18 protein-coding genes are annotated in these 18,328 nt (G+C 72.6%); 13 read left to right on the top strand and 5 right to left on the bottom strand.

Going from position 1 to position 18,328, the window contains the following annotated elements:
- The first annotated feature begins 8 nt into the window (after positions 1–8).
- Positions 9–1,037 (top strand): tetratricopeptide repeat protein, encoded by a 1,029-nt coding sequence (locus MILUP08_RS32655; RefSeq protein WP_007466020.1) that lies wholly within the window; start codon positions 9–11, stop codon positions 1,035–1,037.
- Positions 1,038–1,215: 178 nt separating this feature from the next.
- On the opposite strand, the gene MILUP08_RS32650 is transcribed toward MILUP08_RS32655, so the two are convergent.
- On the bottom strand, positions 1,216–2,382 hold the full coding sequence (locus MILUP08_RS32650) for a homogentisate 1,2-dioxygenase (protein WP_007466018.1): 1,167 nt from the start codon (positions 2,380–2,382) through the stop codon (positions 1,216–1,218).
- Positions 2,383–2,476: 94 nt separating this feature from the next.
- On the opposite strand from MILUP08_RS32650, the gene MILUP08_RS32645 reads away from it, so the two are divergent.
- The 9 genes from MILUP08_RS32645 (at position 2,477) to MILUP08_RS32600 (ending at position 10,013) form a co-directional block, all read left to right on the top strand.
- Positions 2,477–3,346, top strand: a complete 870-nt coding sequence (locus MILUP08_RS32645) for a hypothetical protein (RefSeq protein ID WP_039907041.1) — start codon at positions 2,477–2,479, stop codon at positions 3,344–3,346.
- Positions 3,343–4,539, top strand: a complete 1,197-nt coding sequence (gene fahA / locus MILUP08_RS32640; RefSeq protein WP_007466015.1) for a fumarylacetoacetase — start codon at positions 3,343–3,345, stop codon at positions 4,537–4,539. The genes MILUP08_RS32645 and fahA overlap by 4 nt, the downstream gene beginning before the upstream one ends.
- 287 nt (positions 4,540–4,826) lie before the next feature.
- A complete protein-coding gene (locus MILUP08_RS32635) occupies positions 4,827–5,036 on the top strand; it encodes a DUF397 domain-containing protein (protein ID WP_007466013.1) in 210 nt (69 codons plus the stop codon).
- Positions 5,037–5,176: 140 nt separating this feature from the next.
- Positions 5,177–5,659, top strand: coding sequence for an SRPBCC family protein (locus tag MILUP08_RS32630; RefSeq protein ID WP_007466011.1), 483 nt, complete (start codon positions 5,177–5,179; stop codon positions 5,657–5,659).
- An 84-nt stretch (positions 5,660–5,743) separates the two neighbouring features.
- On the top strand, positions 5,744–7,000 hold the full coding sequence (locus MILUP08_RS32625) for an outer membrane protein assembly factor BamB family protein (protein ID WP_007466009.1): 1,257 nt from the start codon (positions 5,744–5,746) through the stop codon (positions 6,998–7,000).
- A 99-nt stretch (positions 7,001–7,099) separates the two neighbouring features.
- The gene (locus tag MILUP08_RS36295; protein WP_007466007.1) at positions 7,100–7,510 is read left to right on the top strand and encodes an LPXTG cell wall anchor domain-containing protein; all 411 of its coding nucleotides are present in this window, start codon (positions 7,100–7,102) and stop codon (positions 7,508–7,510) included.
- Positions 7,511–7,815: 305 nt separating this feature from the next.
- Entirely contained in the window at positions 7,816–8,310 is a 495-nt protein-coding gene (locus MILUP08_RS32610; RefSeq protein WP_051065861.1) for a hypothetical protein, read from the top strand.
- 58 nt (positions 8,311–8,368) lie between these two features.
- Positions 8,369–8,911: a hypothetical protein gene (locus MILUP08_RS32605; RefSeq protein WP_007466001.1), complete on the top strand. Its 543-nt coding sequence runs from the start codon at positions 8,369–8,371 to the stop codon at positions 8,909–8,911.
- A 25-nt stretch (positions 8,912–8,936) separates the two neighbouring features.
- Positions 8,937–10,013, top strand: coding sequence for a hypothetical protein (locus tag MILUP08_RS32600; RefSeq protein WP_007465999.1), 1,077 nt, complete (start codon positions 8,937–8,939; stop codon positions 10,011–10,013).
- A gap of 66 nt (positions 10,014–10,079) precedes the next feature.
- On the opposite strand, the gene hisC is transcribed toward MILUP08_RS32600, so the two are convergent.
- The 4 genes from hisC to hppD are packed head-to-tail and all read right to left on the bottom strand — an operon-like array spanning position 10,080 to position 14,206.
- Positions 10,080–11,183 (bottom strand): histidinol-phosphate transaminase, encoded by a 1,104-nt coding sequence (hisC, locus tag MILUP08_RS32595; RefSeq protein ID WP_007465996.1) that lies wholly within the window; start codon positions 11,181–11,183, stop codon positions 10,080–10,082.
- Positions 11,180–12,205, bottom strand: coding sequence for an RDD family protein (locus MILUP08_RS32590; protein ID WP_007465994.1), 1,026 nt, complete (start codon positions 12,203–12,205; stop codon positions 11,180–11,182). The genes hisC and MILUP08_RS32590 overlap by 4 nt, the downstream gene beginning before the upstream one ends.
- Positions 12,206–12,242: 37 nt before the next feature.
- Complete coding sequence (locus MILUP08_RS32585) at positions 12,243–12,989, bottom strand: RDD family protein (RefSeq protein WP_007465992.1); 747 nt, start codon at positions 12,987–12,989, stop codon at positions 12,243–12,245.
- Positions 12,990–13,000: 11 nt separating this feature from the next.
- Entirely contained in the window at positions 13,001–14,206 is a 1,206-nt protein-coding gene (gene hppD / locus MILUP08_RS32580; RefSeq protein WP_007465990.1) for a 4-hydroxyphenylpyruvate dioxygenase, read from the bottom strand.
- A 131-nt stretch (positions 14,207–14,337) separates the two neighbouring features.
- On the opposite strand from hppD, the gene MILUP08_RS32575 reads away from it, so the two are divergent.
- The 3 genes from MILUP08_RS32575 (at position 14,338) to MILUP08_RS32565 (ending at position 18,154) form a co-directional block, all read left to right on the top strand.
- Positions 14,338–14,844, top strand: a complete 507-nt coding sequence (locus MILUP08_RS32575; protein WP_007465988.1) for an Lrp/AsnC family transcriptional regulator — start codon at positions 14,338–14,340, stop codon at positions 14,842–14,844.
- Positions 14,845–14,923: 79 nt separating this feature from the next.
- Positions 14,924–16,372: an outer membrane protein assembly factor BamB family protein gene (locus tag MILUP08_RS32570; protein WP_007465986.1), complete on the top strand. Its 1,449-nt coding sequence runs from the start codon at positions 14,924–14,926 to the stop codon at positions 16,370–16,372.
- A gap of 114 nt (positions 16,373–16,486) precedes the next feature.
- Positions 16,487–18,154: a fumarate hydratase gene (locus MILUP08_RS32565; protein WP_007465983.1), complete on the top strand. Its 1,668-nt coding sequence runs from the start codon at positions 16,487–16,489 to the stop codon at positions 18,152–18,154.
- Positions 18,155–18,328 lie beyond the last annotated feature (174 nt).

Genomic DNA, 18,328 nt, shown 5'->3' with positions numbered 1-18,328 from the left:
TCGCCGCGATGTCCACCGAAAGCGCCCCCGACCGGTTCGCCGGCGACGGCTATCTCGAACGCGCCCAGCTCCTCGCCGAGCTCGGCCGCCACGACGAGGCTGCCGGCGAGCTGACCGAGGCGCTCGCGCTGAAGCCCGCGGATTCGCAGGCCCTCACCATGCTGGCCCGGGTGCACCTCGCCGCCGACCGGCCGGTCGATGCGCTCGCCGCCGCCGACGCGGCCGTGGCCGCCGTGCCGGAGGCCCTGCCGGCGCTCGTCGTCCGGGCGATGGCACTTGTCGACCTGGGGCGCTACGCCGACGCGGCGACCACCGCCGACCGGCTCCTCGCGCTCGGGCCCACCGACGCGTACGCCCAGCGCAGCGCGGCGGCGATCCTGGCCGACTCGCGCAACGGGCAGCCGGCGCTGAACGCGGCCTGGCGTGGGGTGGAGTTGGCCCCGCAGGAGCCGCAGGCGCACCTGGTGCTCAGCCTGGTCGCGGCCCGGCTGGAGCTGTTCGACCTGGCCGAGCGGGCCTACCGGGAGGCACTGCGGCTCGATCCGCGCCTCGCCGACGTCGGCCACGACGTCGGCGTCCTGCGCCTGGAGCAGCGCCGCTGGTCGGAGGCGTTGGAGCAGGTGGCGGAGGCGGTGACGCTCGGCCCGAGCCGGATCGACTCCCCGCGGACCCTCGCACACGGCCTGCACCGCCTGGTGCTCTACGGCGCGGGCTGGTCCCTGGTCGCTGCGGTGGTGGTGGCGTTCGCGGCCTCCACGAACGACGGGTTCTCCCGTGTCCTGGCGGTGCTCGCGGCCCTCACCGGCGGCGTCGTGGTCTGGCAGCTCGCGGCTCGCCTGCCGGGGCTCACCAGGACCGTCCTGCCCGCCATGCTGCAGGCGGACCGCACGATGGCCCTGGCGATCTACGCGGTGGCCGCCGCGCCGGCGCTGCTGCTCGTGTACGCGGTGGTCGGCTCGCCGTGGCCGCTGGTGCTGGCGATCATCGCCACCGCGATAGCCGAGTTCGCCATCTTCACCAGAACAACGTTCCGCTAACCCAATCTCCGGCAACACCACAACAGCTCAACAAGCGTCCGTTAGCTCGCCCACGTCAGGTTTTCGCCGGAGCCCGACCCGCGTCGGGATCAAGCCTGACCGCCCAGAGCGGGTCGGGCTCCGGCGAAAACCCCAGGGCGACTAACGGTTCAGGCTCCGGCGAAAACCCAAAGAGCGACTAAACAGAACGCGCCCAGGTCCAGGCGTACCCCTCGTCCTCGCAGGCGCGGGCCGCGTCGCACAGGTCGAGGGGCCGGAAGGTGTCCACCATGACGGCCAGCTCGTCGAAGTAGTCCGCGCCGATGGAGCGTTCGGCGGCGCCCGGCTGGGGGCCGTGGGTGAAGCCGGACGGGTGCAGCGAGATCGAGCCCTGCTCGATGCCGGAGCCGCGTCGGGCCTCGTAGTTGCCGCCGGTGTAGAAGAGCATCTCGTCGGAGTCGACGTTGTGGTGGTTGTACGGCACCGGGATCGACTGCGGGTGGTAGTCGACCTTGCGGGGCACGAACGAGCAGATCACGAAGTTGGGGCCCTGGAACGTCTGGTGCACGGGCGGGGGCTGGTGGATGCGGCCGGTGATCGGCTCGAAGTCGTGGATGGAGAACGCCCACGGGTAGAGGTGCCCGTCCCAGCCGACCACGTCGAACGGGTGGTTCGCGTAGACGTAGCGGGTCCAGCCACGACGGTGGCGGACCAGCACCTCGACCTCCTCGCCGTCGACGAGCAGCGGGGCGTCCGGGCCGCGGACGTCGCGCTCGCAGTACGGCGAGTGCTCCAGGAACTGGCCACGGACGGAGAGGTAGCGCTTGGGCGGGCCGATGTGCCCGGCCGCCTCGACGGTGAGCAGCCGGGCGGGCTGGTCACCGGTGGGCACCAGCCGGTGGATGGTCGAGGTGGGGATGACGACGTAGTCGCCGGCGACCGCCTCCAGCGCCCCGAACGGCGACTCGACCCGCAGGGTGCCCGCCTCGACGTAGAGGCAGTGGTCGCCGGTGGCGTCGCGGAACAGCGGGGAGGGTCGGTCGGCGAGCACGTACCCGATGCGGACGTCGTCGTTGGCGAGCAGGTACTGCCGGCCGAGGATCGGGTCGGCGCCGCCCGCGTCGAGTTTGTGGGTGCGCAGGTGGCGGGGCTTGAGCGGCAGGTTCGGCGCCCGGGTGAACGTCGGCGGGGTGAACTCGTCGGCGGCCAGGATCGCGGTGGGCGCGTGCCGGTGGTAGAGCAGTGACGAGTCGGAGGAGAAGCCCTCCTGACCCATCAGCTCCTCGGCGTAGAGGCTGCCGTCGGGCTGGCGGAACTGGGTGTGGCGCTTGCGCGGCACCTCGCCGACGCTGCGGTAGTACGGCATCTCGCCTCCCGATATATCCCGTGCACCGGCCGGAGGCGTCCGATAATCGGACGCTGTTGTCCGTTCCTTGTAGCGTCCCGTACATTCTTGTTCCGTGTCAACGCAGGTGCCCGCGCTCCTCCACGGCCTGGTGGACGACGCCGCCGTCTTCCCACCGGGCAGCGCCGCGCTGCCCGACGCCCTGGTCGCCCACCGCCGCCACCGCGCCTCCTGGTACGCCGACCTGGTCGGCCCGCTGCTCGTGCCCGCCTCGACCGTCGCGGCCGGCGAGCTGAGCGGTCTCGTCGACCCGGCCGAGGGCCTGGTGGTCGGGCTGATCGGCGACACCGGGATCGGTCGGTTGCCCGTCGCGTTGTCGTTCCTCGCCGCGGACGGCGTGACCGCACGGCAGGTCGAGGTGGCGGTCGCCAAGCGCGGCGAGGATCCGCTGCCCGGCGTCGCCGAGCTGGTGCGACTGACCGACGGCATGCCGGACGTCGAAGCCGTCTACGCCGAGCTTCCGCTGACCTTCGGGCTGCTGGGTGCGCTGGACGCGCTCGCCGCCGCCCGCGCCGACGGCGTGCCGATCGCCGCCAAGTTCCGCACCGGCGGGCTGGCCGCCGAGCTGTTCCCCACCCCCGCCGAGCTGGCCGCCGTGATCTGCGCCTGCCGGGACCGGGCCCTGCCGTTCAAGCTCACCGCCGGCCTGCACCAGGCCGTGCGCCACCTCGACCCGGAGACCGGGTTCACCCACCACGGCTACGCCAACGTGCTGGCCGCGACGCTCGCCGCCGCCGACGGGGACAGCGTGCGGGTGGTCGCCGAGCTGCTGACCGCGCTCGACCCGCGCCCGCTGCTCGAACGCGCCAACGAACGGCTGGACACGCCGCGCCCACTCTGGGTCGGCTTCGGCTCGTGCAGCATCCTGGAACCACTTACCGATCTGATCCGGCTGGGGCTGGTGAACGGGGGGCACGACGCATGACCTGGGTGAGCGGCGTTGACGGCTCGCCGTACGGCGTGACGAACCTGCCGTACGGGGTGTTCTCCACGGGCGGGGGCCTGCCACGGATCGGCGTACGGATCGGGTCGTGGGTGTTCGACCTGGCCGGTGCGGAGACCGCCGAGCTGGTGCTCGCCGCCGGCGCGCTGTGCCGACCCACCCTCAACGACTTCATGGCGCTGGGGCGACCACAGTGGACAGCGGTGCGCCAGCGGATCGTCGAGCTGCTGACCGACGTGACGCACCGTCCGGCGGTGGAACCGCTGCTGGTGCCCCTGACCGACGTGGAGCTGCTGCTCCCGTTCGAGGTGGCCGACTACGTCGACTTCTACTCCTCGGAGCACCACGCGTCGAACGTCGGGCAGATCTTCCGGCCGGGTCAGCCACCGCTGCTGCCCAACTGGAAGCACCTGCCGATCGGCTACCACGGGCGGGCCGGCACCGTCGTCGTCTCCGGCACGCCGGTGACCCGGCCCACCGGCCAGCGGGCGTCCGCCGAGGGTCCGGTCACCGGCCCGTCGGTACGCCTCGACATCGAGGCCGAGGTCGGCTTCGTGGTCGGCGTGCCCAGCGCGTTGGGTTCCCGGGTGTCCGTCGACGACTTCGCCGACCACGTCTTCGGAGTGGTGCTTGTCAACGACTGGTCGGCCCGCGACATCCAGGCGTGGGAGTACCAGCCGCTCGGCCCGTTCCTCGGCAAGTCCTTCGCCACCTCGGTCTCGGCCTGGGTGACACCGTTGGACGCCCTGGCCGACGCCTTCGTGCCGGCGCCGGAGCAGGACCCGCCGGTCGTCGACTACCTGCGCGACGTGCCGCACCTGGGGCTCGACCTGCGGTTGGCGGTCGAGTGGAACGGCGAACGGGTAAGCGAGCCGCCGTTCGCCGGCATGTACTGGACCCCGGCCCAGCAGTTGGCGCACCTCACCGTCAACGGCGCGTCCCTGCGCACCGGCGACCTGTACGCCTCGGGCACCGTCTCCGGCCCGGACCGTTCCCAGGTGGGCTCGTTCCTGGAGCTGACGTGGGGCGGGGCCGAGCCCGCGAAGGTGGGCACCGAGAGCCGTACCTTCCTCGCCGACGGCGACACCGTCACCCTCACCGCCACCGCGCCCGGCCCGGACGGCACCACAATCGCCCTCGGCGAGGTCACCGGAACGATCCGCCCGGCCCGCTGAGCCGGCCCGCTGAGCCGGCCCGCTGAGCCGGCCCGCCGACCCGGCCCGCCGACCCGGCCCGCTGAGCCGGCCCGCCGGGCCGGCCCGCCGGGAGCGCGGGCGCCTCCGCTCGCGCGTGAGCGCCCACCTGTCTCATCGATGAGATTCGTGCTCGCACCGTCTGTGCGATCACCAAGCCTGGTTACCCCGTTGGTCATCCGGACCACGTCGCCCCGCCATCCGTACGGCCGGATCTCGCCCGGCCGTGGGTGGCGGGGGGCATCCCGACGCACACGGAGGTAACGACTATGCACGATCTCACCGGAGCGCTCTGGCGCACCAGCAGCCGTTCAAACGACCAGGGGCTCTGCGTGGAGGTGGCGGACAACCTGGTCGACGTCCTCGGTCTGGTCGCTCTCCGCGACTCCAAGGACCAGGCCGGCCCCACGCTGGCAGTCAGCCCGCCGGGGTGGACGGCGTTCATCGGCGCGATCAGGGGCGGTCGCTTCGACCGCTGACCGGTACGCCGGGCGCCGGTCGACGATCGGTGCCGGGCGACCGCCGAAACGGACAGCGGGGCCTCCGGGTGGTGGAAATTCCGCCCGGGGGCCTCGTCCGGTCCTCACCGCGCGTACCGTCGACGACACGGGAGGGTGGCATGTCGACGGTGGCGGTTACCGGTTTCATCGAGGCGCGCGCTGTCGACGTCTGGTGCCTGCTGACCGACCTGCCCGGTCGGGCCACCCGGCTGACCGCGGCCGGCCCGGTCGAGGTGCTGACCCCGGGCCCGTTCGGGCCGGGCACCGCCTGGCGTGAGGAGCGCGCCCAGCCGGGCGGCGGCACCCTCACCGAGGAGTTCCTGGTGGTGGAGGCGCTCGCGCCGCAGCGGCTGGTGCTGTGTTCCTCCGGCGCCGGTGCGGACTACCGGATCACCTGGAGCCTGCGGTCGGTCCGGCGTCGCCGCCGCGCCCGCACGGCTGTCACCGTGACACAGGAGGCGGTGCCCACCGATCCGTACGGCCGGGTGGTGGCGTTGCTGCTCGGTGGTCTTGCCGCCCGGGCGGTCGAGGTGGCGCTCCGGCGTGATCTCGCCGACCTGGCCGTCGCGGCCGGCACCCTCGGCTCGGTCGAGGCGGCCTGACCCTCCCACCCCGCACCGCGGCCCGTACGACCTGGCCGGGGTCCGATCGGTTGCGCTGGGTAGGGTGCCGGGCGGAGGTGCGGCATGGGGTTCCCGAGGGGCCGAGGACGACTGGTGCTGGCGGTGGCGGTGCTGCTCGCCGTGGCGGCCGTCGCGGTCATCGTCCACCGGGTGCTCGCGCCGGCCGAGGTGAGCACGCCGGCGCGCGGTGATCAGCCGGCCGCGCCCCGACCCGCCGCCGGTGTGGTCGGTCGACTGCCGGTCGCCCCGTTGATCGTGGACGGAAGGCTGCGGGTGTACGCCGCCCACCGCCAGGTCTACGCCGACCGGCCGGTCGACGGGCGACACCGGACCACGCCCTACTGGTCGTACCGGCGTTGGCCGGCGGAGTTGACCGGGGTGGTGGCGAGCGGCAGCACCGTGATCAGTCGCTGGTCCGACGGCCGGCTCGTCGCGCTCGACGCGTCCACCGGGCGGGTGCGGTGGCGGGGCGACGGCCCGGTGCCGGCCCGGAGCACGGCGGTGGTCCGGCGGACCGGGGCCGCCACGGTCTGGGACCCGCGCGGGCTCCTCCTCGCCGACCTCGCGGACGGCCGGACGGTGCTGACGGTCACCGGGGAGACGCAGGCCCGCGGGGTGGACGTGGCCGGTGGCCGGGAGCTGTGGCGGGTCGACCTGCCCGGCGGCTGCCGCAGCGACCTCGGCACCACGGCGACCGGGCAGGTGATCGGCCTGGACACCTGCGCCGGGCCGGCCACGATCGAGTTCCGGGACGCCGCGACGGGCGTGGTGGGTGAGCGGTGGCGACCGCCGGGCGGCGCGGATCGGCTGGTGGTCACCCCGCTCGGTTGTCGTACCGACCGGTCGGGTTGCTTGGCCCTGCGGACGGCCGGCCCGGGGGACGCCGGTGGTCGCGGCTGGCTGCTGGGCAGTGGTGCGCCGCTTGCCGCCCCGACGCTGGACCCGGCCGGGGCCACCCTGGCCGGTGACCAGGCCGTCGCCGTCGTCGACGGGGTGGCGGTGGGCCGTTCGGCGCGAACGGGCGCCGAGCTGTGGCGTTTCCCCGGCCTGGGACCGACGCGGGTGCTCGCGGTGCAGCCCGGCCGGGTGCATCTGCTGACCGAGGCCAACGAGCTGGTGACGCTCGACCCGGTGACCGGTGCGCTGCTCTCCCGCTACACGCTCAACGTCGGTTCGGACGGCACGGGCTGGGCGCCCGGAGCGGTAGCCGCCGAGGACGGCTACGTCGCTGTGGAACGGCTGCGCGAGCCGGTCGACCCGAGCGGCGACGACCAGCGCTACTACCTGACCTCCGAGGCGGTGATCCTGGCCGCCACCTGATCGGGTCAGGTTGCTCTCCGAGGGGATCAAACACCCGCCCTGGATGACCGAAAAAGGTACTTTTCTCGGGATTGAGGTTCTCCGGAGAGAGGGGTCGTCATGGCAAAGGCCGTCGGCAGGTCGGCGCTCGTCGGAGGACTGCTCGCGGCGGCGGCCGGGCTGCTGCTCGTGGCGTCGCCCATGCTCATCCCGGACGGCGCGGCGCTGAACGCGGCCTCCGCGGCCCAGGCCGCACCCTCGGCGGGAACCAACGTGATCTTCGAGGTGCTGCCCTCGCCGACCGCCTCGCCGACCCTGTCGCCGACGCCGACGCCGACGCCGACGCCGACGCCCACCCCGCACCCCACGGAACCGACTCCGCACCCCACCCACCCCACCCCGCACCCCACCAGAAGTCACCTGCCGGTCACCGGCGACGATGGTGGATCTGTGGGGTGGCTCGCCGGGCTGGGTGCGGGCCTGCTGCTGCTCGGCGGGCTGCTGGTGGCCCGGCGTCCCCGGCGGACCTGACGACTCGCAGAGGGGCTCGCGGACTGCTGCGGTGAGTTACCCGAGGCCCGACAATACGGACAACTAGAACTTATAGTCGTAAGATGCCCATGCTAGCCGCCTTCCTGACGTCCCTGCTCGGCGTCAGTGTCGGGCTCACGCCGAGCCCGGCCCCGGCAACGCCAGTCGTGTCACCGTCGCCCGCCGCCTCCCCCGCGGCGACGCCGAGCAGCACGCCCCCAGTGACCGCCCGGCCGATTTCGCCCTCACCGAGCGGCAGCACGGCGTTCTCGTCCCCGTCGGCGGATCTCGGCCGGTCTTCCGGCGTGGCTCCGACACCGCTCACGAGCGGCTCGCCGGGCGCGGTGGAGGAGCTGCCGGCTCCGCTGGCGGTGGGGTTGGACATCACCGCGCCCCCGGCCGTCAACCTGGGCGCGGGTTTCCCGGGCGGCCTGCTGACGGGTGCACTGGGGGCCGTCGAGGTGGCCGACTTCCGCGGCAACCAATCGACCACGTGGGTGGCCACCGTCACCTCGACCGCCTTCGTGACGGGAGCGGGCGGGGTCAACCGGACGGTGGCCAACTCGCTCGTGTCGTACTGGTCGGGGCCGATCGTCAAGGCCACCGGCGGGGGAACTCTCGTCCCCGGTCAGCTCACCGCCGCCCAGGCGGTCCCGCTCGACGTGAGTCGGGTCGCGTTCCGCAAGACCGCCGGCAACGGCAACAACACGGTCAGTTGGAATCCGACCCTGCGGATCAACCTGCCGGCGGGCCTCGTCAATGGCACCTACACGGCTACCGTCCTGCACTCCGTCGCCTAACAGGTGCTTTGTCCGGAAAGCGGCTTGACGTGCTTTATGACCGATTACGGTCTGTCTCATGCGGAAGACACTTCTTACCCTGACCGCGTCGGCAGCCACAGTGCTCGCCCTCGCCGCGCCGGCCGCGGCCGCGCCCACCGACGACACCATCGTCACGTTCACCATCGGCACCGCGAACCTGGACATCACCGCTCCGCCGGCGATCAACCTGGGCGCGGGTTTCGTCGGCGGCACCCTGACCGGCCAGATCGGCCCGGTGACCGTCAACGACGCGCGGGCGGCGCTGGCCGCCACCTGGACGGCCACCGTCACCAGCACCGGCTTCACGACAGGTGGTGGGGGAGCGGCAGAGACCATCATTCCCGGCCTGGTGGAATACTGGTCCGGCCCGGCGACCGCCACCACCGGCACCGGCACCTTCGTGCCCGGCCAGCTCACCGCCGCCCAGGCGGTGGCGTTGAGCATTCCCCGCGTGGCCTTCAGCAAGACGAGCGGCAGCGGCAACAACACGGCGACGTGGAACCCGACGATCAACGTCCAGATCCCGCCTGCCGCCGTCACCGGCACCTACACGGCGGTGGTAACCCATTCGGTGGCATGAGCGGGCTCGCGCCCTCGCCCTGACCGTGACCGCCCTGGTCACGGTCGGGGCGACCGTGCTGGCCACACCGTACGCGTCGGCCGCGCCGGTCGGCGTCCACGCGCCCGACCTGCCGGAGGCCGGTCAGGAGGCGCCGGACGGAGAGCGCAGCCCGGACCGGGCGGAACGTCCCTCGCCCGATCCCACCGCCGTCGGGCCGGCCTCGTCGGTCGGCATCCGTCTCCTGGATGCCCCGGTCGAACGCCGCGCCGACAGCCGCGCGCGCAGGTACATCGTCGACCATGTGCATCCCGGTACGACGATCAAACGGCGGATCGTCGTGCAGAACACCTCCGAGGTACGCCGCGCGATAGCCGTCTACGCGGCTGCCGCCGACGTCACGACGGAAGGCTTCTCCTTCGCTGCGGACCGGACGGAGAACGAGCTGAGCAGTTGGATCCACGTCGACGACGGGAAACTCCAGCTCGACGCCGACCAGGAAACCGAACTGCTGGTGACCATCGCGGTGCCCGCGAAGGCGGAGCAGCGCGAGCGGTACGCGGTCATCTGGGCCGAGGTGTCCGGAGACGGCGGGCAGACCGTCCGCAACGTCGGCCGGGTGGGCATCCGGGTCTACCTGTCGGTCGGCCCCGGTGGCGAACCGGTCTCCGGCTTCGAGATCGGTCGGCTGACCGGATCGAGGATGCCGGACGGCACCCCGGTCGTCACCGCCGACGTGCGGAACACCGGCAAGCGGGCGCTGGACCTTGCCGGCGAGTTGCGGTTGCGCGACGGCCCTGGTGGGCTGACGGCAGGCCCGATTCGTGCCGAGGCGCAGACCCTCGCCCTGGGCGGCACCACCACGGTCCGGGTCGTCCTGGACCCTCGCCTTCCGGACGGCCCCTGGACCGGGAAGCTCGATCTGGCCAGCGGCTGGACCAAGCGTGACACCAGTGGAACGCTCACCTTCGGCGCTGCCCCGGCCGCCGTCAGCGACACGTCCGACCGGTCCGACCGGTCCGGCCAGGTCCTCACCGGCGGTCTGGTCGCCTCGGGACTGGTGCTGGTGCTGCTCGTCGCGTACGCCTACCGCAGGCGGACGAGGCACCCCGTGCCCGCCTGACGTCAACGGGCCGCCTCCGTCGCATGGTGGACGGAGGCGGCCCGGAACATTGATCGGCCGTGCCGCTCAGGTCAGCGCCGCCTCCGCAGCGGTCAGGAACGCGTCGTTCTCGGTCGGAGTGCCGATGGTGACCCGCACGCCGTCCCCGGCGAACGGCCGGACGATCACCCCGCGCGCCTCGCACGCCTTGCCGAACGCCACGGCCCGGTCGCCAAGCGGCAGCCAGACGAAGTTGGCCTGGCTGGTCGGCACGTCGGGCACGAACTTGCGCAGCGCCTCGGTGACCCGGTCCCGCTCGGCGACGACAAGCGCGCAGCGGCGCTCCATCTCGCCGGCCTGCGTCAGCGCGGCGAGCGCCCCGGCCTGGGCCGCCGTACTCGTGGAGAACGGCGTCACCACCTTGCGGATCGCCGCCGCCACCACCGGCTGGGCGACCAGCCAGCCGATCCGCAGCCCGGCGAGGCCCCACGCCTTGGACAGGGTGCGCAGCACCGCCACGTTCGGCCGGTTCAGGTAGTCGAGACCGTCGGGCACCTCGGCGTCGGTGACGAACTCCCGGTACGCCTCGTCGATGACCACAAGCACGTCGTCCGGCACCGCGTCGAGGAACCGGTCCAGCTCGACCCGGCGTACGGCTGTGCCGGTGGGGTTGTTCGGGTTGCAGACCAGGATCATCCGCGTCCGGTCGGTCACCGCCGCCGCCATGGCCGCCAGGTCGTGCCCGTGCCCGGCGTCGTTGGGCACCCGCACGCTCGTCGCGCCGCTTGTCGCCGCGATGATCGGGTACGCCTCGAACGACCGCCACGAGTAGAGCACCTCGTCGCCGGGCAGGCAGGTGGCCCGGACGAGGTGCTCGGCGAGCGCCACCGACCCGCAGCCGGTGGCGATCCGGTCCGCGTCCACGCCGTAGCGCTGCGCCAACGCGTCGCGCAGCGCGACCACGCCCATGTCCGGGTAGCGGTGCGAGGTGGTGACCGCCTCGGTGACCGCCTCGACGACACCCGGCAGCGGCCCGTACGGCACCTCGTTGCTGGCCAGCTTGATGGCCTCCGGCAGACCCAGTTCGCGCGCCAGGTCGGCGGGGCTGCGCCCCGGCACGTAGTTGGGCAGCGCGTCCAGGTCGGCGCGGGTCAGTCGCAGCGCCGGCTGGTGACGTCCGGAGTCGGTCATGGGGTGTCTCCCGAGGGCTGGGGGTGGTCGTCCGGGGCGGGGGGAGTGGTCTGGGCGGGGACCTCGACGACCACCGTCTGCGCGCGCTTGTCGTGCAGCGCCCGACGCAGCGGGTGGTCGAAGAGGGGGGACAGGGAGTCGACAAGTTGCAGCAGCAGGCCGAGCCCGGCGCAGTACCAGAGCAGGGTGGGCAGGCCCAGCGTCGTCCACCGGCTCAGCGCCCGCCCGAAGCCCAACGGCTGGTCGGCGGCGATCGGGACCGCGCGGATCCGCATCACCCGCTTGCCGATGGTCTGCCCGCTGGCGGCCATGGCGGGCACCTCGTACGCCAGCCACAGCGCGGTGGCGATCACCACGATCACCACCTGGAGAAGCCCGGTCTGCTCGCTGATCGGCGGCATCCCCTCGGTGGAGGTGTTGCCCTCCATGCCGCGCCGGAACGCCTCCCGCCAGTACGGCATCAGCTCGTCCAGCCACCGCCAGACGAACCAGCCGTTGACAAGCACGTTAAGCGCGAACACGACACCGAAGTCGATCAGCCGGGCGACGAGCCGGCGGCCGTAACCGGCCAACCTGAGCCCGTGCGGCCGAGGCTCGGGCGGTCGGCCGAGCCAGCCGGGAGGACCGCCGGGCGGTGCCCAGCCGGGCGGCACGCCCTGCGGCGGCCAGCCGGGGGGACCGGCCTGCGGCGTCCAGCCGGGCGGGGTACCCGGTGGGGTGCCCTGCGTGCCCGGTGGTGGCCAGCCGGGCGGGCCGGCCTGCGGGCCCCAACCCGGGCCCGGGTGCGGACTGGTATGCGGGGTCGGGCCGGAGTGCGGGGGCCGGCCCGGCGCGGTGCCCACCTGGTGGGCGACGGCGGGCGCGGCCGGGGTGACAGGTGCGGGCGGCGGCTCGGCCGGCGGCGGCCCGTCCGGCGGGGTGGCGTCGACGGGAATGGGCGCGCCGAGCCAGCCCTCGCCGTCCCAGTACCGCCGGGTCTCGGTGTCGGCGGGGTCGACGTACCAGCCAGGTTGCACACTCACGCCGGCGCTCCGCTTCCGTGCCTGCTGGTTCGCTCGCTCACGAAGCCACCTTAACGACGATCGTTTCGGCGACCTTGTCGTGGAGGCACTGCTGCCAGGGCTTGTCCCAGAGCTGCCACAGCCCGTCGGCGTAACTCAGGCCCGGAACGACCGAGGACGCCAGGTACTGCACCAGCCACCGCCGGCCGGCCATCCGCCGGTCGAGCGTGCGGGTCGGGTCGAGGGGCACCACGCGGAGCTTCATGATCCTCTTGCCGAGCGTCTGGCCGTCACGCTTGAGGTACTCCACGTGGTAGAGCCAGTAGAGCCCGAGCAGCACGACAAGCAGCCCGGCCTCGGCCAGCAGCATCGGCAGGAAGAAGGTCGTGAAGAAGGTGGCCGGGTCGGGTTCCACGAAGGTCCCGTCCGGGTTGGTCCGGGTCATCTCGCTGAACATCCGCCACCACAGGACCAGGAAGACCGGCATGAACAGCACCAGCGAGACGGCGGTTGCCAGTGCCGTGTCGATGAGCCAGGCCAGCAGCCGGTCGGCGAAGCTGGCGAGCGGCTGGCCACCCGGGCTCACCGTCGGCGGCGGGGCCATCGGCTGGGGCGGGCCGGGATACCACGGCGGCGCCGCGTACCCGGGTGGGCCGTACTGCGGCGGCACGGCGTACCCGGGTGGGACGTGGTGCGGCGGCACGGCGTACCCCTGGGGGTGTGGGCCGGGCGGCGGCGCGAGGCCGCCGGCGGCGGGCGGAGGCCCACCGACCGGCGGCGTCGGGTACGACGGAGGCTGCGTCACGCTCGACAGTGTTACAGGTTGCCGCGGGCTTCCTGCTCCCGCTCGATGGCCTGGAAGAGGGCCTTGAAGTTGCCCTTGCCGAAGCCCAGCGAGCCGTGCCGCTCGATCAGCTCGAAGAAGACGGTCGGGCGGTCCTGGACCGGCTTGGTGAAGATCTGCAGCAGGTAGCCGTCCTCGTCCCGGTCGACGAGGATCTTGCGCGCCTTGAGCTGCTCGATCGGCACCCGCACGTTGCCGATCCGGGCGCGCAGCTCCGGGTCCTCGTAGTACGAGTCGGGGGTGTCCAGGAACTCCACGCCGGCGGCGCGCATCGCGTCGACACTTGCCACGATGTCGTTGGTGGCGACGGCGATGTGCTGGGCGCCGGGGCCCTGGTAGAACTCCAGGTACTCGTCGATCTGCGACTTCTTGCGGGCGATCGCCGGCTCGTTGAGCGGGAACTTCACCTTCCGGGTGCCGTTCGCGACGACCTTGCTCATCAGCGCCGAGTAGTCGGTGGCGATGTCGTCGCCGACGAACTCCGCCATGTTGGAGAAGCCCATCACCCGCTTGTAGAACTCGACCCACTCGTCCATCCGGCCCAGCTCCACGTTGCCGACGACGTGGTCGACGGCCTGGAAGAAGCGCTTCGGCTGGATGCCGGCGTCGATCATCGGCTGCCGGTCGACGATCGGGCCGCGGGCCACGAAGCCGGGCAGGAACGGGCCGCGGTAGCGGGAGCGGTCGACCAGGGTGTGCCGGGTGTCGCCGTACGCGGCGATGGCGGCCATCCGGACGGTGCCGTTCTCGTCGCTCACCTCGTGGGGCTCGACGACGCCGGTGGCGCCCTGGGCGACGGCGTGGGCGTACGCGGCGTCGACGTCCGGCACCTCGAGCGCGATGTCGCTGATCCCGTCGCTGTGCTTCGCCACGTGCTCGGCGCCGTCGGCGTCCGGGCGGACCGCGCCGGTCAGCACGAACCGGGCCGAGCCGCTGGTCAGCACGTACTGGGCGTGGTCCCGGTAGCCCTGCTCCGGGCCCCGGTACGCCACACAGGTCATGCCGAAGGCGGTGGAGTAGTAGTGCGCGGCCTGCTTGGCGTTGCCGACCAGGAAGTGCACGTGGTCGAGCCCACGGACGGGGAACGGGTCGTGGCTGATGTCGTGGTCGACAGCGCCGACGAGCCGGTCGACGTCGACGTCCTCGGTCGACTGGGGTCGGTCGATCGCCTGGGTCATGGTGGTCTCCCTCGCGTACCGGCCGGCCTCGTGGGCCGGGTTTCTGACCGAAGGATCGCGGGGCGGGCGTCGAGTGGGCAACTGTCGACGTAAATGCTGGTCAGGTTGTGCATTCGGTATGGTGTGAACCCGTGAAGGGTGAGCAGGCTGTACAGCTCGACGGCCTCGACGTGCGCTTGATCGATCTGCTCGCCGAGGAACCACGGATCGGAGTGCTGGAGTGCTCCCGGCGGCTCGGGGTGGCTCGGGGCACCGTGCAGGCCCGGCTGGACAAGCTCGTCGACAGGGGTGTCATCGGTGGCTTCGGCCCGGAGATCTCGCCGGCCGCGATCGGGTTCGGGGTGACCAGCTTCGTCACCCTGGAGATCAGTCAACGGCACGGCCACGACCCGGTCACCGCCCACCTCGCGGCGATCCCCGAGGTGCTGGAGGCGCACACCATCACCGGCTCCAGCGACCTGCTCTGCCGGATCGTGGCCCGCTCCAACACCGACCTGCAACGGGTCATCGACCAGATCGTCTCGTCGGCCGGCATCACCCGCGCGTCGACGATCATCGCGCTGGCGGAGCAGATTCCCTACCGCACGCTTCCGCTCGTCCGCAGCGCCGTCCGGGTCGAGGGACGAACACCCACGTAACACCTCCGGGCCCAGAAAGCGCGGCGACACGGCGGCGCGGGGCGTACGGAAGATCCGAGAACGTGGCTACGGTGTGCGGGTGGCGAAGGGGAGCGTGCGCGGTGGGCTGCTGCTCGGCCTCGCCGTGGTCGTCGCCCTCGCCGCCACCGGCGTGTGGAACCCGTTCCCCGGGCTGTGGGAGTGGGTGGACCGCAGCGACCCCATCTCCGAGCCGGACGTGGTCTGGCAGCAGCGGGTCGGCGGCACCCCGCGCAGTGTGACCATCGCCGGCGACGCCGTGGTGGTCGAGCAGCGCACCCGGGTGGAGGCCCGCAGCCTGGCCACCGGCGCCCAGCTCTGGGAACGCAAGGCGGACTGGTCGGCGGTCGCGGGCGGCGACCGCGACCCGGTCGTCGCCGTGGGCAAGCTCCTGGTCAAGGGGTACGAGCTGCTCGACCCGACCACCGGGGCGACCCGTCGGCGCGACGACGACGCCGTGGCCGTCTGGACGTACCGCAACCTGCTGCTGGACGCCCGCTGCACGGACGCCACCGACTGCACCCTGAGCGCGTGGGACCCGCGCGGCACCACCCCACTGTGGACGGCCTTCCTGCCCGGCGTGCACAGCGGCCTGCTCGCCGACAACCCGGGACTGCGTGGCACCCGCCGACTCACCTCCACCCGCATCGACGACGGGGTGGCCGGGCCCGAGCCGGTGCCCCCGCTGCTCGGCTTCCCCGTCGACGGCCGGGTGCACGTCGTGGACACCGCCACCGGCCGGGTGCTGCAGAACGTCGAGCCGGGCCGGGACGAGCGACTCTCCGTGGTGGGCGGTCGGATGCTGCGGATCGCCGCCCGCTCCCAGGACGGCACCTGCTACTTCGCCATCTCGGCGCGCGACCCGGCGACGGGGCAGGAGGCGTGGCAGCGGGCCGGGGTCAACCTGCGTACCGCCGACACCGCCGGCTGCGTCCAGCGCGAGGACCCGCAGGGAGCGCGCAACGTGCTGATCGGCGTCGGTCCGGACGGCCGCGAGGCGGTCATCGACGGGTACGACGGGCGGCTGCTCTGGGTCGGCGAGGCCAGCACCAAGCTCGTCGCGGTCGACGACCGCTACGCGGTGTTCCGCTCCGCCGACAAGCGCTCGGTGGTGTCGCGTGAGTTCGGCGCCGACCGGGTGCGGTGGACCCGCCCGGCCAGTGCCAAGGCCGGCGCCGCGCTCACCCCGTACGCGGCGGTGCTCGCCGACGAGAAGCCGTCGCGGTTGGTGGCCGTGGATCCCCGCACGGGCCGGGAGCTGGCCGTCCTGCGGACCTCCGCGAACGCCCTCGCGGTCGGGTCGCAAGGCATGATCATCGGCGAGGGTCGGGAGATCGGGTACGTCCGCTTCGGCGCCACCGGCGGCGCCCCCGTCCCGCCGCCCGGCGACGGTGGCAACCCCGGCCCCGGCGGGACCGGCCCCGGATCGGGCAACGACGGCGACGGCGACGACGGCTGTGGGCCCAAGAGGGAACTCTGTCCCGATCCCGCCGGCGGCAAGGACGGCTGAGCGGGCGGGACGCCGACGTCCCGAGCGCGGCGGGGCCCGACGGATGAGAGCGGCGTCCCAGACCCAGCCCGGCGGGTGGGAATGATCGACCGGTCTGCCCTAGGCTTGCCGCTCATGAGCAGTGCCGCCGCATTCTCGTACGCCCCCCTGCTGCCGACCGGTCCCGACCAGACGGACTATCGCCTGGTCACCGACGAGGGCGTGGACGTCGTACACGGCCCGGGGGGCCGTCGTTTCCTCACCGTGGAGCCGGCCGCGCTCACCGCGTTGACCGCCGAGGCGATGCACGACATCGCGCACTACCTGCGCCCGGCGCACCTGGCCCAGCTCCGGGCGATCATCGACGATCCGGCCGCGTCGCCGAACGACCGGTTCGTCGCACTGGACCTGCTGCGCAACGCCAACATCGCGGCCGGCGGGGTGCTGCCGATGTGCCAGGACACCGGCACCGCGATCGTGATGGGCAAGCGCGGTCGGCACGTGCTTACCGACGGCGCCGACGCCGAGGCCATCTCCCGGGGCGTCTACCAGGCGTACACGAAGCTCAACCTGCGCTACTCCCAGCTCGCCCCGCTGACCATGTGGGACGAGCGGAACACCGGCAGCAACCTGCCGGCCCAGGTGGAGCTGTACGCCGAGGACCCGGACGGGCACCCCGACGCGTACAAGTTCCTGTTCATGGCCAAGGGTGGCGGCTCGGCCAACAAGTCGTACCTCTACCAGGAGACGAAGGCGCTGCTCAACCCGACGCGGATGATGCAGTTCCTGGAGGAGAAGCTGCGGCTGATCGGCACGGCCGCGTGCCCGCCGTACCACCTGGCCATCGTCATCGGCGGCACCTCCGCCGAGTACGCCCTGAAGACCGCGAAGTACGCCAGCGCCAAGTATCTCGACGCGCTGCCCACCTCCGGCTCGATGAGCGCGCACGGCTTCCGCGATCTCGAGCTGGAGGCGGAGGTGCTGGAGCTGACCCGCAACTTCGGCATCGGCGCGCAGTTCGGTGGCCGGTACTTCTGCCACGACGTGCGGGTGGTCCGGCTGCCCCGGCACGGTGCCTCGTGCCCGGTGGCGATCGCCGTCTCCTGCTCGGCCGACCGGCAGGCCGTCGCCAAGATCACCCCGTCGGGTGTGTGGCTGGAGCGACTGGAGACCGACCCGGCGCGGTTCCTGCCCGACGTCACCGACGACTCGCTCGACGCCGAGATGGTCGTCCGGGTCGATCTGAACCGGCCGATGGACGAGATCCGCACCGAGCTGTCCAAGTACCCGGTGAAGACCCGACTGTCGCTGTCCGGCCCGCTGGTGGTGGCCCGCGACATCGCCCACGCCAAGATCGCCGAGCGGTTGGACGCGGGCGAGCCGATGCCGCAGTACCTGCGCGACCACGCCGTCTACTACGCCGGCCCGGCGAAGACCCCCGAGGGGTACGCCTCCGGCTCGTTCGGCCCGACCACGGCCGGCCGGATGGACGCGTACGTGGAGAAGTTCCAGGCCGCCGGTGGCTCGCAGGTGATGCTGGCCAAGGGCAACCGCTCGGGCCAGGTGACCCGCTCCTGCCAGCAGCACGGCGGCTTCTACCTCGGCTCGATCGGCGGCCCCGCGGCCCGACTCGCCCAGGACTGCATCAAGCACGTCGAGGTTCTCGAATATCCGGAACTGGGCATGGAGGCGGTCTGGAAGATCGAGGTGGAGGACTTCCCGGCCTTCATCGTGGTCGACGACAAGGGCAACGACTTCTTCGCCGAGGTCACCAAGCCGGTGCTCACCGTCGGCCGCCGCTGACCGACACGTACGCGAAGGGGTGCCGGGCGAACTCGCCCGGCACCCCTTCTGTCGTCGTGCTCTCCGACATCGGTGCGCCCCGCCCCTGGGGTGGGAGGGGCGCACCGCCCCCGTCGGATGTCGTCACCGACAACCCGGACCGAGTCTGCGGCTCATCGCACTCGATCCGCTCTC

The sequence above is a fragment of the Micromonospora lupini str. Lupac 08 genome (assembly GCF_000297395.2).
GTDB lineage: Bacteria > Actinomycetota > Actinomycetes > Mycobacteriales > Micromonosporaceae > Micromonospora > Micromonospora lupini.
This window is presented reverse-complemented; position numbering and strand designations above follow the sequence as displayed.

Coding starts and splice junctions, on each gene's coding strand:
- MILUP08_RS32655 (WP_007466020.1), top strand. CDS start 9: ATGTCCACCGAAAGCGCCCCCGACCGGTTCGCCGGCGACGGCTATCTC.
- MILUP08_RS32650 (WP_007466018.1), bottom strand. CDS start 2,382: ATGCCGTACTACCGCAGCGTCGGCGAGGTGCCGCGCAAGCGCCACACC.
- fahA (WP_007466015.1), top strand. CDS start 3,343: ATGACCTGGGTGAGCGGCGTTGACGGCTCGCCGTACGGCGTGACGAAC.
- MILUP08_RS32635 (WP_007466013.1), top strand. CDS start 4,827: ATGCACGATCTCACCGGAGCGCTCTGGCGCACCAGCAGCCGTTCAAAC.
- MILUP08_RS32630 (WP_007466011.1), top strand. CDS start 5,177: ATGTCGACGGTGGCGGTTACCGGTTTCATCGAGGCGCGCGCTGTCGAC.
- MILUP08_RS32625 (WP_007466009.1), top strand. CDS start 5,744: ATGGGGTTCCCGAGGGGCCGAGGACGACTGGTGCTGGCGGTGGCGGTG.
- MILUP08_RS36295 (WP_007466007.1), top strand. CDS start 7,100: ATGGCAAAGGCCGTCGGCAGGTCGGCGCTCGTCGGAGGACTGCTCGCG.
- MILUP08_RS32605 (WP_007466001.1), top strand. CDS start 8,369: ATGCGGAAGACACTTCTTACCCTGACCGCGTCGGCAGCCACAGTGCTC.
- hisC (WP_007465996.1), bottom strand. CDS start 11,183: ATGACCGACTCCGGACGTCACCAGCCGGCGCTGCGACTGACCCGCGCC.
- hppD (WP_007465990.1), bottom strand. CDS start 14,206: ATGACCCAGGCGATCGACCGACCCCAGTCGACCGAGGACGTCGACGTC.
- MILUP08_RS32565 (WP_007465983.1), top strand. CDS start 16,487: ATGAGCAGTGCCGCCGCATTCTCGTACGCCCCCCTGCTGCCGACCGGT.